Below are 13,965 nucleotides of genomic sequence, written 5' to 3' on the forward strand. Positions count from 1 at the left end.
CCATGGACGGCATCGACGAGAGCGCCGTCGGAGAGGCTCTCGGCGTGGCGCCGATGTCGTTCAAGGCGTGGTTCACCCCGTTTAACAAGGGCAGGTACGTCCACCCGTCCGCGGCGGATGAACCCGAGGGGGCGGCGCACACTGGAGGCCACGCGTAAGTACGCCGCGATCCCCCAAACAACGCTTGGCGACGCGGTGGTAGCTGCTTAGAGCGTCCGCCCAGCCCGTAGTGCAGGAGGCGGGGGCAGGCCGTACAGAGTTCCGCCAGCTGTCGCCCCGCGCGGCGGGGATCGATTTTGCTCGGCGGACATCGACAGAGGCACCCACTGGAAGGCCACCGCCACCAGCCAGGGGCTCGATTCGCTTATGGTTCGGGCCCCTGACTCAGCAACTCAGTCCGACTCTGGCGCGGTCTGCCTGGCAAAGAACGCCGCAGCGACGGTGAGTACGGCCGTAGTGTCCTTCCGGTCGAGATCAGAGAGCGCACCAGCGATGACGGACACCCGATTCTGCAGCGTTGCGCCACCCCAAGCCCTGGCAAACTCGGCAGCGGAGTCCAGAAGCGATGGGTCCTCCTGTACGAGCTCCTCCAGCGAGGGGGCCATGCGGTCGAGGAAAGATCCGAGCAGTTCCCCTCCACTCCCACCGTCCAAGGTGGCTACGAGCTCGCGGCCGTGCTCGGGATCCTGGACCGCTGTCATCACCTCCCTGGCCAGGAAGTTGGTCCGAAGGATCTCCATGTTGTCATCGAAATCTGGGAACTCGGCGTCGGCCTGTTCCACGTAACGAGCGATCGCTGCGTTCCACTCAGAGGCATCGCGCTCGGTCAGAAACGTGCCATCAAGGCGCGGCAGCAACCCCTTGGTCTCGCGATAGGCAAAGATCCAGGCCGCAGACAGGCCGATGGTCTCCAGCAGTTCGACACCGTGGGCCTCGATGCTCCTCAGGGAAGGCACCTGGGGCGTTTCCGCGTCGGGATCGAAGAACACGGGATCGTCAGGGCCAGGAGGACGGCCGAATTTCTCCTCGAACCGACGAAGCTGCGCCTTGAAGGAGGCAACCGCGGTGTCGTCGATGCGAACGACCTTGCCGTTACGAGTGATGACCTGTGAGAAGCCTTGCTCGAAAGCGAGATCGATCAGCGCGCAGCCAGGAGAGCTGGTCCATCGTCTGTCCGCGCTGCTGACGGGCTCCCCGAGGTTGGGGAGAGAGAAGAGCCGAGCGAGCATCTCATTCGTGCTCAGACCTTGAGCAGGTCCCAAGAGCAGGACGTCAGTGACCGGAATCAGCGAAGATCCTGGAGGCAGCGCGTATGCCCAGGCCACTGCCCACTCGCCCGCATCGCTGATCTCTTCACCGTCCTTCGCCACCAGGGCGAGATAGAGGGCGGGGAGGAGCGCCATGGGGTCGTCGTCCAGGCGCAGACCCATTTGGGTGAGCAGGTAGACCCCATGTCGCAGTGCGTCAAGGGGCGTTCCGTCGTGGGGGAGGTCGATCTGAGTGCCCTCCCAGAAACGAGCGATCCTCTCGTTTGCGTCGACCGGAGGTTCCGGCAGTACCTGATCGGGAGGAGGTCCTTCGATCGGACGCGTCCCGGCCAGTGCCGAACCCGGCAGGCAGGTGGAGGGCAACTTGCGCTGATCGAGGCCAAGCACCTCCAACCGGCCCGTCAGCTTCAGCATCAACTCCCCCTCATCCACTGGGAGGTTGTATTCCTCGCTTGCGGTAACGACCTCGCGGACGAAGCTCTCGATGCCCTTCCAGTGCACCGTGCCACGAAGAATCCGGAGCCAGCCGTCACGTGCGTTGGCGAATTCGAACTCGTCCCTGAACTTCTGCGGCCATGCGGTGCCTAAGAACAGGGCATCCAGGGGGTCGATGTCATGGAACCAAGGTTGGTCGTCCCCGTCCAACTGCGCCATGCCTAGAGCTCCGTAACCGAACGCGTACGCTCCTGCCAGGCTGACCTTGCCTGGGGAGTTGGTGCGCATCAGCCGCCCCAGAGCGGCTTCACCTTCGGCGCGCGGATCTGTAGGTGTTGGCACAGCCGCCCGCGCCGGCCTGCGCTGTCCTGCTGACCGCTGCTCACGCTTCTTTCGAGATGCCCGCCCCATATGTACCCTCCTTGCGGTCAGCCTGCCGTAGGTACGAGGTCCGCGGACGGTTTTTCGGAAGGTTGCTGCCCTTGCTGTAGGTGCTTAGATGCCGAGACTCTTCCGTCGCACCCGCAGGGAGTAGGACGTACCTTCGGGGCCACTGCTGCTGCCCCACCCAACGCTGGTCGCGATGGCCCAACCCCGCTGCTCCTGCATCTGGCTCGCGAAGGTGCCCAAGTCACGGATCTCGCATCCGCATGTCAGCTTGAGCCGGATGCTGATGTACGGACTCCGGGGATTGGGGTTGCGGCCCCTCGCCTCGGTCCACTCCACGTCGTGGACGTGTTCCTCCAGCCCGGTCCTGTTCTGGTCGTGCTTGATCCCCTGGGCTTTGGCATACTCGTCGAGGTCGTCGATCACGAACAGGTGGCTCGACCACTCGCCGGGCCAGACCGCGAACAACCGCGACTTTCCGGCGGCGACGCGCTCGTAGGCGGCCCGATCGCCGCCATGAGTGACTCTGCCGTCATCGTGAACCTCGATGTAGCAGGTGGTACGCGCGGTGTACGGAAAGTCGATTCCTACTGCTGCTGCGCTTCTCGGCTCCACTGGCCCCCCTGGTTGGCTCGGTTCCAACCGTGCTGGTCTTGGGGCCGCCGATTCACGAACGCGCATACGGCGGTCCCTGTTAGGCACCTCACCGTAAGGGAGGAGAGCAGATGCCGCTGGGGGAAGCCGACCAAGATCTTCTCCCAGATTTCTCCCAAACGATCACCTGAGACGCAGGAAGGGCCTGACCCGCGATGCGGATCAGGCCATTGACCTGGTGTTTCAGCTGTCGGGGTGGCGGGATTTGAACCCACGACCTCTTCGTTCCGAACGTGGTTCCGGCAAGGTCTTGCCCGGTCAGATTTCCCTCGGCTGAGTGCACGCCGGCCGCCCTCAACCACGTGGCTATTCATAAGCCTGTTGGCAATACATTGCCGCAGAAGGCGCCCATCCGCCGGTGCCTCAGACTGGGTCGCCCTGCTTGACCGGTCGGCGCCACCACTCTGTGGATCTGAAGCAGCCCATAAGCCAGTGGGCTTCCGCGATGTCGAGGATGAGGTCGCCGACCAATGGAATCGGCTCGAACCGGAGCATTCGCTCTTCGATGCGCACCGGCTCCCAATCCAGGTCGTGGTGCAGCAGCACTGCGAATGGCTTCCCGCGGCGCTGCCAGAAGACCATGGGTTCGTAGACCTCGTTCTCGAAGGGTTTGACGATGTCGCTCGGGGCGAACTCGACGTCCGCCATATCCGCCCACCTGCCAACACCCTGGCGTTCCCGGGCTAAGTAGTGGCGCATGCCTTCGACGAACCTATCGAGGTTCGCGTCGTGCAGTACGGACTCTCCGGACACGACGATGGACCGCACCTTCTTGCGCAGTGCGGTGGCCCGGCGGAGTTGGCGCGTCGCGTTGGCCCAGAAGAGACCACCACGTTCGGCATCGTGGACGATGCAGAGCACGGGGAGGCTCCCATCACGCCAGTTGCCCTCGTGATCACCGACCGGAACGCGATGCCCCCTTCTGGTCCGTGTCGAGACGCCGCCCTTGACCTGGATGGCCAGGGAGTCTTCTGTCCGACGGCCGCTCTGCACGAAGGTGACGTGTAAGTCTTCGCCGTGGTCGTTGCCCCCGTCAATCTCCTGCACGATGTGCCCGTGCCTCTCCAACAGAGCACGCACCTCATTCACCGCCATGCGTCCGATACGTCGGCTCTCTGGCACCTTTGGCATCTATCCCCCTCAAGACATGCGGTGACCAGGTTATGGTGCATGCCCCTCAGGCAACAGAAAACCCCAGGTCAGAAACATCTGACCTGGAATCTATCGGAGATGACTTTAGTTTCGAAACCGAGGTCTGCGCATGACGAGGGCCAGCCTGAGCGGGCCGGGATTCCGTGGCTGACTATGGCTGGATCATGTTTCCCATGGTCCGCGCCCGACTGACACCTGCCGTGCTTTGTGGTGTGCGGTGAGTTCCACTCTGTGAGAGGGGCAAGCGGCAATTCGGCTTGGTGGCCGTGTTCTGTGCGCAGGGCGTAGCTTCCGGCGCATGAGTAAGCATCAAGTTGCTAGCAATGAGCTGTGCGGTCACGTCGAGGGTTCTGTGTTTCAAGCGCACTCCGTAAGAGATGTGCTCGTATCAGGCCAATCCAGCACAGTGAACAATGTGATCAAGGAGGCCCGCTCACTGAACATGTTGACGACGACATACCGGGCTCTGGCGTCCCTGGTGGCGATGGTAGCCATCGCAGGAACCGATCAAGGTTGGTACGCCGATCGAGGGAGTGGTCGCCGTATGCGATGCGTTGGCGCTTCCCTCAGGCTGGGTGGCGCCCTCCGCACGCTGGCCTGCGGAACGTACCGAGCTCGTCGGAGGGGTGGCGTAGGTCTTGCTCATGATCGGACTGGTCGCACTGTTCCAGTCAAGACGGATCGGCAGGAGAGTGTCACTCACTCACCGAACAGGCTGTCCTGCACGTACTCGACGACTTTCCGCTCCGGGTAGAAGACGGCCAGCAGCATGAACGTCTTGGGATGGGCGGCGATGTTTCCGACGAAGAAGTGGACGGCCCGGTTCGGGGCGCACATCCGCGTGTACCAGCGCTCGCGGAGCGCATCACGGACCCCGTCCTCGCCGTACTTGCGCAGGAACTTGCGGTACGACTGGCCTGCCTCCCAGTCCTTCAGCCCCATGTCGTGGGTCGGGCAGTCGTCGTCGGCGCAGCGAAAGCTATAGCGGAGGTCGAGTGGCACCCACTCCAGCGGGTTCAGCTCCTGCTCGAACAAGTCGAGTTGGTCGGCCAGCGCGGCTTTGGAGACAGACCAGGGCTCGGCGGCCTCCAGCCGGAAGCGGGTGATCTCGGCGGGGCGGAAGACACCGAGGGACGTTCCTCGCTTCTCCTGATCCCGCTTGATGGAGCAGAGCGACGGGGCGATCAGCGGCTCCACGTGCCTATACCGCTTCTGCCAGCCGCCGTCGGACGGAACCTCACCCACTATCTCTAGCGTGTCGAGGTAGGGCCGGAGGCTCTCTGGGCGGGAGTCCCGCTCAAGGCGGTGTTGCTCGACGTCGACTTCGATGATCGAGTACTTGGAGAACTGAGCCTCCTCGCTCAGGAGCCGGAAGGGCACAGGGAAGAGCCGTACGTGCTGCGGTTCGCCTTGGTCGAGGCGTATGCCGGCCACACAGTTGGTCTCGCGGTACTTGCTGGACAGCTCCGGGTACGTCTTGACCGTGATCATGATCCGTGCGCGCTGTCGCTTCCCGAATGCCGACGACGCCATGGTGTGCCCCCTCCATCGATCTCCCCGATCTGATTGGACGAGAGGCATGCACCGCTGGCAAGGGCGCCTGCGAAAGTCGGGGACGAAGTCAGGCCAAGGGATTCACTGGCACTCGGACCCGGCTGCGGACCGTCTCCAAGACGACCTGCCGGTGACAGCGACTCTCGTCCTTTTCGAAGCACAGCACCGCGACCCGCGACGCTCGGGCGTGCTCTGCGAGGCGGTCAAGGTCGGCCTGCGCCTCTTCGGATCGCAGCAGGCCACGGAAGCGCGCGCACCCCACTTCCACGCGGCCGTCCCAGAAGGGCTCCCGATTGTCCTTCGGATTGCCCAGGCCACGTAGGTGCGTGTACTCGATGCCGGCTTCGGCCAAAGCCTCCCCGAGGCGGGTCTTACTGAAGCCCTTCTTGCGGCTGATCGGGGTAAGCCGTACGTCCGCTACGACACCGATGTGACTGTCGACGAGAGAGGCGACGAACGAGTCGATGTCTCGGCCTTCGTATCCGGCTGACCAGAGACCGGGGGTAACGGGCGGGACCTGGGTCACCCGGAAAAGATCATCGAGAGAGACGGAAAGAGCCTCAGCCACCGCGCCGACGGTGAAGAAACCTGGCTGGATCGCTCCCTCGCTTTCCAGGCGCCGCAGCGTCACGGCGGCGATGCCTGCCTCTTTGGCCAGCCGTTCACGCGTCCACCCGCGGTCCTCCCGTAACGCCCGCACTCGCTGGGCAAGCGCATAGGCGGGGCCGTGGGGAGGTGCTGAGCGATGACCTGCCATGTGCGGTGTTCCTAACGACCGTTGGGGCGGCCCGCCGCGGCGTTCCTGGTCAGCTACGAGCCCTGGATTCGCGAACGCGCAGGTCTGAGGACGCTTGAGTGTCACTCATCCTGCGGCACTGGAGACTGGTCCTGGGAGAAGCCGACCAAGATCTTCTCCCAGATTTCTCCCAAGCGATCTCCAGGAACCACTCAGGGGCCTGACCCGCTCTGCGGATCAGGCCCCTGACCTGGTACTTCACTGTCGGGGTGGCGGGATTTGAACCCACGACCTCTTCGTCCCGAACGAAGCGCGCTGCCAAGCTGCGCTACACCCCGATGTCGTTGCTCCACCGGCCCGCTGCGCGGGTCGTGGCGACATCGATTACTTTAGCGGACCGGCGCCCGGAGACGAAATCCGGTTTTCGTAGGCCAGCGCAGGGCCTCGCAGCCCGCCGCCGGCAGCCCCACGGCCCCACGGCCCGAAGCCCGAGCCCGAAGCACGCCGCCGGCAGCCCCACGGCCCGAAGCCTGAAGCCCGAAGCACGCAGCCGTCAGCTCCGCGGCCCACGGCCCGAAGCCGTCAGCCCCGCCCCGTCAGCGTGAGCAGCGTCGCCTCCGGAGGACATGCGAACCGCATCGGGGTGTAGCGGTTCGCGCCGCAGCCCGCGGATACGTGCATGTACGACCTGTGCCCCTCCGCCTCGTGCGAGGACAGGCCCTTGACCCGGTCCGTGTCCAGGTCGCAGTTGGTGACGAGTGCCCCGTAGAAGGGGATGCAGACCTGGCCGCCGTGGGTGTGGCCCGCGAGGATCAGGGGGTACCCGTCCGCGGTGAAGGCGTCGAGGGTGCGCAGGTACGGGGCGTGCACGATGCCCATCGAGAAGTCGGCGCCCGCGGCGGGGCCGCCCGCCACGTGCGCGTACCGGTCGCGTTTGATGTGCGGGTCGTCCAGGCCGGTGAGGCCGATCTCGTAGCCCTCGATCTTCAGCGCGCCCCGCGTATTGGTGAGGTTCACCCAGCCTGCCTCGTCGAAGCCGTCGCGCAGGTCCTCCCACGGGTTGTGGATCACGCCGACCGCGGGCGGGTTGCCGTTCAGGCCGTGCTGGCCCCGCGACTTCTCGAAGAGGTAGCGGACGGGGTTGCGCGGCTTCGGGCCGTAGTAGTCGTTCGAGCCGAAGACGTACGCCCCGGGGAACCGCAACAGCGGGCCGAGCGCGTCCAGCGTCTCCGGTACGCCCTCCGGGTCGGAGAGGTTGTCCCCGGTGTTGATCACGAAATCCGGGCGGAGGCCCGCGAGGGACTGTAGCCATCGTTGTTTCTTGCGCTGCCCGGACACCATGTGGATGTCCGACACCTGGAGGACTCTGAGCGGTCGCATCCCCGGCGGCAGGACCGGCACCGTGATTCGTCGCAGACGGAAAGAGCGGGCTTCGAAGCCCACCGAGTAGGCCAGACCGGCGGCGGCCGTCGCCGAGATTCCCAGAGGTACTGCGTATCGCGCGCGCATCCATCCATCGTGTCAGACCCGAAGGCCCCGTAAATCAGCGGGCATCGGGCCGTACGCACCTGCGACAATCACCGCATGACCACGCTCAAGTCGAAGCTTCAGGAAGACCTCACCGCCGCGATCAGGGGGCGTGACGAGCTGCGCTCCTCGACGCTCCGGCTGACCCTCACCGCGATCACGAAGGAGGAGGTCTCGGGCAAGACGGCCCGCGAGCTCTCCGACGACGAGGTGCAGAAGGTGATCGCCCGCGAGGCGAAGAAGCGCCGCGAGGCCGCGGAGGCCTTCGCCAACGGCGGCCGCGCCGAGCAGGCCGAGAAGGAGAAGGCGGAGGGCGAGATCCTCGCCGAGTACCTGCCGAAGCAGCTCTCCGAGGACGAGCTCCAGTCGATCGTGGCCCAGGCCGTCGAGGAGGCCAAGGCCGCCGGTGCCGAGGGGCCGCGCGCCATGGGGCAGGTCATGAAGATCGTGAACCCGAAGGTCGCGGGCCTGGCCGATGGCGGCCGCGTCGCCGCCATCGTCAAGAAGCTGCTCGCGGGCTGAGTAAGCACTCGCGGGCTGAGTAAGCAGCGGACAGCAGCGGCACGTGCACACACACGCGCGTACGCGAAAGCGGCACGTGCACACACGCGCGTACGCGAATGCGGCACGTGCACACACACGCGCGTACGCGAATGAGGGCGCCCCCTGGTCGGCCAGGGAGCGCCCTCATTCATGCGCAGGGTGAATTAATTACCTGCCCCAGCCGCCGATCCCGCCCCCATTGCCGTTCCCGCCGTTGCCGTTCCCGCCGATGACGTCCGGCGGCAGTGAGATGTCCGGCCAGGGATCGTCGCCCCCGCCGCCACCGCCGTCGTTGCCGCCACCGCCACCACCGTTGCCGCCCGGCTTGTTGTCGTCGTGGGGCTTGTTCTTGTCCTTGCCCTTGTCGCCGTCCGGGATGTGGATGGTGTTGAAGCCCGGCGCGGGCTTGCCCGCGAGCGCCCCGCTCATCGCGTCCCGCCAGATCGGACCGGGGACCTCGCCACCGAAGACCTTGTCGTACGGGACTCCGCCGATGGTGATGTCGACCATCTGCCGCTTGTGCTGCGGGTCGCCGACCCAGACCGCGCCCGACATGTTCGGGGTGTAGCCGACGAACCAGGCGGCGTAGCGGAAGTCGGTCGTACCCGTCTTGCCCGCGCTCGGACGGGAGCCGAGACCCGCCTCCTGGCCCGTGCCGTCCTCGACCACGCCCTTCAGGAGCGTGTTGATCGTGTCGGCCGTCTTCTGCGACATCGCGCGCGAGCACGTCGACTTCGGCACCGGGAGCGTCTTGCCGCCCGGAGCGGAGATCGACTCGATCGCGATGGGCGTGCAGTGTTCGCCGCGCGCGGCGAACGTGGCGTACGCGCCCGCCATCGTCAGCGGCGACATCTCCTGGGTGCCGAGCGCGATCGACGGCGCCTGGTCCATCTTCCTGCCGTCGGCCCGCTCGACGCCCATCTTCTTGGCCATCTGCGTCACCGGGCAGATGCCGATGTCGCCGATCATCTCTACGTAGTAGGTGTTGACCGACTTCGCGGTCGCTTCCTTCATGGCGTAGGGGCCGACCTCGGACTCGTTCTCATTGGTGAGCTTCGCGCCGCCCGAGTTCAACCACTTCTTGCCGTCGCACGCCGCGACACTGCTCGGGTACGGCATCTCGTACGGAGCGCCGTAGCTCTTCGTAGGAGGCATTCCGCCCTCCAGGGCGGCCGCGGCCACGATCGGCTTGAACGTCGAGCCCGGCTGGTAGCCCGCGCCGCCGCCCACGGAGTCGTCCACGGACAGGTTGATCGTGGTCTCGCTCTTCTTGAAGCCGTAGGGCCGCGACTGGCCCATGCCCAGGATCTTGCCGGTGCCCGGCTCGACGATGGTGGCCGCCGTCGCCACGTCGTCGGTCTGGTTGACGTGATTCTTTATCGACGCCTGTACGGACTCCTGTGACTGCGGGTCGAGGGTCGTCTTGATCTGCAGACCACCCTGGTTCCAGACCTTGGCCCGGTCCTCCTTGGTCTTGCCGAAGGTCGGATCGGAGAGGAAGACCTCGCGTACGTAGTCGCAGAAGAACCCCGCGCCGCTGGCCGCCGTGATGCAGCCGTTCTTGGGCTTGCTGACCTTGAGGCCGAGTGGCTTCTCCTTCGCCGCCGCGGCCTCCGCCTGTGTGATGTCGCGCGTCTCGGCCATCCGCTGCAACACGGTGTTGCGCCGCTTGGTGGCTTCCTCCGTGTCGTTCACGGGGTCGTACCGGCTCGGGGACTGCACGATGCCGGCGAGCAGCGCCGCCTCCTGGACCTTCAGGTCCTTGGCGGGCTTGGAGAAGTAGCGCTGGGCCGCGGCCTCGACGCCGTACGCCTGCTGACCGAAGTAGGTGATGTTCAAGTAGTTGTTGAGGATGCGCTTCTTGCCCAGCTTGTCCTCGACCTGGATCGCGTACTTCAGCTCGCGGATCTTGCGCCCGATGGTCTGCTGGGTGGCCTCGGCGACCTTCGTCGGGTCGTCGCCCGCCTCCTCGACGAAGACGTTCTTCACATATTGCTGGGTGAGTGTGGACGCGCCCTGGGAGACGCCGCCGCTCTGCGCGTTCTGGTTCAGCGCGCGCAGGATGCCCTTCGCGTCGACCGCGCCGTGTTCGTAGAAGCGCGAGTCCTCGATCGCGACGATCGCCTTCTGCATGTACGGCGAGATCTGCTTGAGCGGCACCACGGTGCGGTCACGTGAGTAGACCGTGGCGATCGAGCCGCCCTTGTTGTCCAGGATCGTGGTGCGCTGACTCAGCGGCGGCTGCTTCAAGTTGGAAGGGATCTCGTCGAATCCCTCGACAGAGCCCTTCGCCGCGAGGCCGAGCGCGCCGGCCGCGGGCAGAGCGATGCCTGCCAGCACGGCTCCCGCGAGCACGCTGACACCTAGGAACTTCGCGGCCTGCTGAGTTGGTGACAGACCACCGCCCGAGCGCTTCTTTCCCATGGGGGCAGCCTACGTTCTGATTCCCCGGACACGCCTCAATGCCTTGGCCTAAGCTGCTCTCAACTGTCACAGCAGCGCGATTTGGCACCAACCCGGCACCGACCCAGCGCCAACCCCTCTGTCATCCCGAATGCGGAACGGGACTAGGGAAAGTGTGTCCGAATTCGCCTCATGCGGCATTCGATGCCCGTTGTGGCTCAGCCGAAGCGCCCGCCTTTGCCGGGTTCCTCACGTATGTCGCCAGCTCACTCCGTCGGGTGATCTGCCGCTTACGCATAGTCCGTTCGGGCCATTCAAGATTGGGCCCGAAGGGGGTGTTGCGCTGTGCCCACCTTCCGTAACGTCCTCAACTGGCGGCGGTGAATATGCCGCTGCCGCCGTGGGGGAGCCTCGATTCGGGAGAGGACGGCGCCGGTATGGGCTGGGTAACCGACTGGAGTGCGCAGGCGGCCTGCCGCACTACCGATCCAGATGAACTGTTCGTTCAAGGAGCAGCGCAGAACAGGGCCAAGGCGGTGTGCACCGGTTGCCCGGTGCGCACGGAGTGCCTGGCCGATGCGCTGGACAACCGCGTCGAGTTCGGCGTGTGGGGTGGCATGACTGAGCGGGAGCGCCGCGCATTGCTGCGCAGGCGTCCCACCGTCACCTCGTGGCGCCGTCTGCTGGAGACGGCGCGCTCCGAGTACGAGCGTGGCGCGGGCCTGCTGCCCGTGGACTTGGAGGACGACGAGACGTACGAGAGCTACGCGGCAGTGGGATAGCACCCGTCGGCCGCCTGGGACAGCACCCGTCGGCCGCGTCGGGCGGCGGGAAGAGCCCCGTCGACCGCGTGGCAGTGGGGCAGCTCTCGCTGCTCAGGCAACTCCGGCCGGATCGCCATCAGTACCGGCCGCGAGCCGGTCTCCGATGGCCCGAAGGCCAGCCAGGTCGTGCACATCGCCCGGCAGCGCCGTCACTTCGGCCACGGCCACCTCGGGGTGAAGCGCGGTGAAGCGGTCGCGCGTGCGCTGCTCGCGCACGAGCAGCTGCATCCGCTCCGCGTGCAGCCGCAGCAGGCCTGCGGTCAGCTGGGCCACTGACGGATCCGGGCGCGGGCTTGGCTGCGGGCTTGGCTGCGTTTGCGGGTCGTGGAGTTCAGAAGGTGCGTCTGTGGGTGCTTCCGAAGGTGCGGGAGTCTTGGAACTACCGGGCGCCTCGGGGGAGCTGCCGGGAGCCTCGTGGGAGCTATGCACTCCAACCTTCCCGTCCTCCTGATCCACAATGCGGCTCTCATCAAGATTTTCCGCGGCGGCGAGCGCCCGCTCGGCCGACAGCTGAGCGGCGCCACTGCTGTGCACCCGGTTCAGTACGAGACCGGCGAGCGGCATGTCGTCGGCGGCCAGGCGCTCTACGAAGTACGCCGCCTCACGCAGCGCGTCCCGCTCCGGCGACGCCACCACGAGGAACGCCGTCCCCGGCGCTTGAAGCAGCCGGTAGGTGGCATCCGCGCGGGTGCGAAAGCCGCCGAACATGGTGTCCATCGCGGCCACGAAGGTCTGGACGTCACGCAGCAGTTGACCGCCGAGCAGCTTGCCCAGAGCCCCCGTCATCATCGACATCCCGACGTTCAGGAACTTCATCCCGGCCCGGCCGCCCACCTTCGCCGGCGCCATCAGGAGACGGATCAGTTTCCCGTCCAGGAACGAACCGAGCCTCTTCGGAGCGTCCAGGAAGTCGAGGGCCGAGCGCGAGGGCGGGGTGTCGACGACGATCAGATCCCACTCGTCGCGGGAGCGCAGCTGCCCCAGCTTCTCCATCGCCATGTACTCCTGCGTGCCCGCGAAGCCTGCCGAAAGCGACTGGTAGAAGGGGTTGCCGAGGATCGAACTCGCCCGCTCCTTGTCCGCGTGCGCCTCGACGATCTCGTCGAAGGTGCGCTTCATGTCGAGCATCATGGCGTGCAGTTCGCCGTCGCCGTCCACGGCCTTCACGCGCCGTGGCACGTTGTCGAGCGAGTCGATCCCCATGGACTGCGCGAGCCTGCGGGCCGGGTCGATGGTGAGGACGACGACCTTGCGGCCCCGTTCGGCGGCGCGCAGGCCAAGGGCGGCAGCCGTGGTCGTCTTGCCGACGCCTCCGGAGCCGCAGCACACCACGATGCGGGTCTTCGGGTCGTCGAGCAGGGCGTCCACGTCGAGCGTGCGGGCCGGGTCCAGAGGGTGGGCCGGGGCCGTATCCGAGGAACGCGTCCGGTCCGAAGTCATGCGATCCCTTGCTTCCGCAGTTCCGTCGCGAGGCCGTAGAGCCCCGCCAGATCCATTCCCCCGGCCAGCAGGGGAAGTTCGTGCAGCGGGAGGCCGAGACCGCCCAGAACGGCCCGCTGGGAGCGCTCGAGGGCGTGCCGCTCGGCGTACTCGGTGGCCTGCTCGAGGAGTGGGTCGACGAGGCGCTCGGCGACCCCGCCCCGACGGGCGCCGCCGAGCCCGGCGGCGGACAGGGACTTGGCGATGGCGGTGCGTGGCGTCTGCTCGAGACCGACCTCCAGCGAGACCTCGTCGAGGAGCGCGGGGCGCACCATGTTCACCATGACGCGGCCCACGGGGAGCTTGGCGGCACGCAGTTCCGCGATCCCGTCGGCGGTCTCCTGGACGGGCATCTCTTCGAGGAGCGTCACCAAGTGGACCGCTGTCTCCGAAGACTTGAGGACACGCATCACGGCCTGCGCCTGATTGTGTATGGGCCCGATCTTGGCGAGCCCCGCGACCTCGTCGTTCACGTTCAGGAAGCGCGTGATGCGCCCGGTGGGCGGCGCGTCCATCACCACGCAGTCGTACGCGTAACGCCCGCGCTTGTCCTTGCGGCGTACGGCTTCGCAGGCCTTGCCCGTGAGGAGGACGTCCCGCAGGCCCGGCGCGACGGTGGTGGCGAAGTCGATGGCGCCGAGCTTCTTGAGCGCGCGTCCCGCGCTCCCCAGTTTGTAGAACATCTGGAGGTAGTCGAGCAGCGCGAGTTCGGGGTCGATGGCGAGGGCGTACACCTCCCCGCCCCCGGGAGCGACGGCGATCTTCCGCTCCTCGTACGGCAGCGCTTCGGTCTCGAAGAGCTGCGCGATGCCCTGTCTGCCCTCGACCTCCACGAGGAGGGTGCGCTTGCCCTCCGTCGCGAGGGCGAGCGCGAGTGCGGCGGCCACCGTGGTCTTGCCGGTACCGCCCTTGCCGCTGACGACCTGGAGCCTGCTCACACTTCCGAGCCTAACCAGTCGCTGTCCGGACTAAGCAGGAGGCCACCGTGAGCAGCGCCTCACAA

General features: G+C 66.3%; 12 protein-coding genes and 1 tRNA gene. 3 read left to right on the plus strand and 10 right to left on the minus strand.

The genetic code is table 11. The annotated features are described in order from the left end of the window. The first annotated feature begins 2 nt into the window (after window positions 1-2). Complete coding sequence (locus tag ACGFSB_RS10270) at window positions 3-158, plus strand: hypothetical protein (protein ID WP_393396719.1); 156 nt, start codon at window positions 3-5, stop codon at window positions 156-158. 234 nt (window positions 159-392) lie between these two features. Here the strand turns inward: ACGFSB_RS10270 and ACGFSB_RS10275 are convergent, their stop codons facing one another. The 7 genes from ACGFSB_RS10275 to ACGFSB_RS10305 form a co-directional block, all read right to left on the minus strand. Beyond that, window positions 393-1,922, minus strand: coding sequence for a hypothetical protein (locus ACGFSB_RS10275; RefSeq protein WP_393396720.1), 1,530 nt, complete (start codon window positions 1,920-1,922; stop codon window positions 393-395). Between the two features lie 276 nt (window positions 1,923-2,198). Continuing rightward, window positions 2,199-2,705, minus strand: a complete 507-nt coding sequence (locus ACGFSB_RS10280) for a hypothetical protein (RefSeq protein WP_393396722.1) — start codon at window positions 2,703-2,705, stop codon at window positions 2,199-2,201. Window positions 2,706-3,107: 402 nt separating this feature from the next. Continuing rightward, entirely contained in the window at window positions 3,108-3,839 is a 732-nt protein-coding gene (locus tag ACGFSB_RS10285; protein ID WP_393396724.1) for a DUF4365 domain-containing protein, read from the minus strand. 756 nt (window positions 3,840-4,595) lie between these two features. Continuing rightward, window positions 4,596-5,429, minus strand: a complete 834-nt coding sequence (locus ACGFSB_RS10290; RefSeq protein WP_393396726.1) for a hypothetical protein — start codon at window positions 5,427-5,429, stop codon at window positions 4,596-4,598. An 88-nt stretch (window positions 5,430-5,517) separates the two neighbouring features. Further along, window positions 5,518-6,207, minus strand: a complete 690-nt coding sequence (locus tag ACGFSB_RS10295; protein WP_393396728.1) for a DUF488 family protein — start codon at window positions 6,205-6,207, stop codon at window positions 5,518-5,520. 243 nt (window positions 6,208-6,450) lie between these two features. Then, window positions 6,451-6,524 (minus strand) — tRNA-Pro (locus ACGFSB_RS10300). Window positions 6,525-6,768: 244 nt separating this feature from the next. Next, window positions 6,769-7,695 carry a metallophosphoesterase gene (locus ACGFSB_RS10305; protein ID WP_393396730.1) on the minus strand — a complete coding sequence of 309 codons (927 nt, stop codon included), beginning with the start codon at window positions 7,693-7,695 and terminating at the stop codon, window positions 6,769-6,771. 75 nt (window positions 7,696-7,770) lie between these two features. Here ACGFSB_RS10305 and ACGFSB_RS10310 point away from each other — a divergent pair, with 75 nt between their 5' ends. Next, window positions 7,771-8,235, plus strand: coding sequence for a GatB/YqeY domain-containing protein (locus ACGFSB_RS10310; protein ID WP_393396732.1), 465 nt, complete (start codon window positions 7,771-7,773; stop codon window positions 8,233-8,235). 189 nt (window positions 8,236-8,424) lie between these two features. On the opposite strand, the gene ACGFSB_RS10315 is transcribed toward ACGFSB_RS10310, so the two are convergent. After that, the gene (locus ACGFSB_RS10315; protein WP_393396734.1) at window positions 8,425-10,680 is read right to left on the minus strand and encodes a transglycosylase domain-containing protein; all 2,256 of its coding nucleotides are present in this window, start codon (window positions 10,678-10,680) and stop codon (window positions 8,425-8,427) included. A gap of 416 nt (window positions 10,681-11,096) precedes the next feature. Here ACGFSB_RS10315 and ACGFSB_RS10320 point away from each other — a divergent pair, with 416 nt between their 5' ends. After that, entirely contained in the window at window positions 11,097-11,441 is a 345-nt protein-coding gene (locus ACGFSB_RS10320; protein WP_167828965.1) for a WhiB family transcriptional regulator, read from the plus strand. A gap of 93 nt (window positions 11,442-11,534) precedes the next feature. Here ACGFSB_RS10320 and ACGFSB_RS10325 read toward each other — a convergent pair whose 3' ends face one another. Together ACGFSB_RS10325 and ACGFSB_RS10330 are read right to left on the minus strand one after the other, a co-directional pair. Beyond that, window positions 11,535-12,923, minus strand: coding sequence for an ArsA family ATPase (locus ACGFSB_RS10325; RefSeq protein ID WP_393396737.1), 1,389 nt, complete (start codon window positions 12,921-12,923; stop codon window positions 11,535-11,537). Then, on the minus strand, window positions 12,920-13,900 hold the full coding sequence (locus ACGFSB_RS10330; protein WP_393396739.1) for an ArsA-related P-loop ATPase: 981 nt from the start codon (window positions 13,898-13,900) through the stop codon (window positions 12,920-12,922). The genes ACGFSB_RS10325 and ACGFSB_RS10330 overlap by 4 nt, the downstream gene beginning before the upstream one ends. Window positions 13,901-13,965 lie beyond the last annotated feature (65 nt).

Origin of the sequence: Streptomyces sp. NPDC048441 (assembly GCF_043200235.1) — a bacterium.
Lineage (GTDB): Bacteria > Actinomycetota > Actinomycetes > Streptomycetales > Streptomycetaceae > Streptomyces.

Coding starts and splice junctions, on each gene's coding strand:
- ACGFSB_RS10285 (WP_393396724.1), bottom strand. CDS start 3,839: ATGGCGGTGAATGAGGTGCGTGCTCTGTTGGAGAGGCACGGGCACATC.
- ACGFSB_RS10295 (WP_393396728.1), bottom strand. CDS start 6,207: ATGGCAGGTCATCGCTCAGCACCTCCCCACGGCCCCGCCTATGCGCTT.
- ACGFSB_RS10320 (WP_167828965.1), top strand. CDS start 11,097: ATGGGCTGGGTAACCGACTGGAGTGCGCAGGCGGCCTGCCGCACTACC.
- ACGFSB_RS10325 (WP_393396737.1), bottom strand. CDS start 12,923: ATGACTTCGGACCGGACGCGTTCCTCGGATACGGCCCCGGCCCACCCT.
- ACGFSB_RS10310 (WP_393396732.1), top strand. CDS start 7,771: ATGACCACGCTCAAGTCGAAGCTTCAGGAAGACCTCACCGCCGCGATC.
- ACGFSB_RS10305 (WP_393396730.1), bottom strand. CDS start 7,695: ATGCGCGCGCGATACGCAGTACCTCTGGGAATCTCGGCGACGGCCGCC.
- ACGFSB_RS10315 (WP_393396734.1), bottom strand. CDS start 10,680: ATGGGAAAGAAGCGCTCGGGCGGTGGTCTGTCACCAACTCAGCAGGCC.
- ACGFSB_RS10270 (WP_393396719.1), top strand. CDS start 3: ATGGACGGCATCGACGAGAGCGCCGTCGGAGAGGCTCTCGGCGTGGCG.
- ACGFSB_RS10290 (WP_393396726.1), bottom strand. CDS start 5,429: ATGGCGTCGTCGGCATTCGGGAAGCGACAGCGCGCACGGATCATGATC.
- ACGFSB_RS10275 (WP_393396720.1), bottom strand. CDS start 1,922: ATGGCGCAGTTGGACGGGGACGACCAACCTTGGTTCCATGACATCGAC.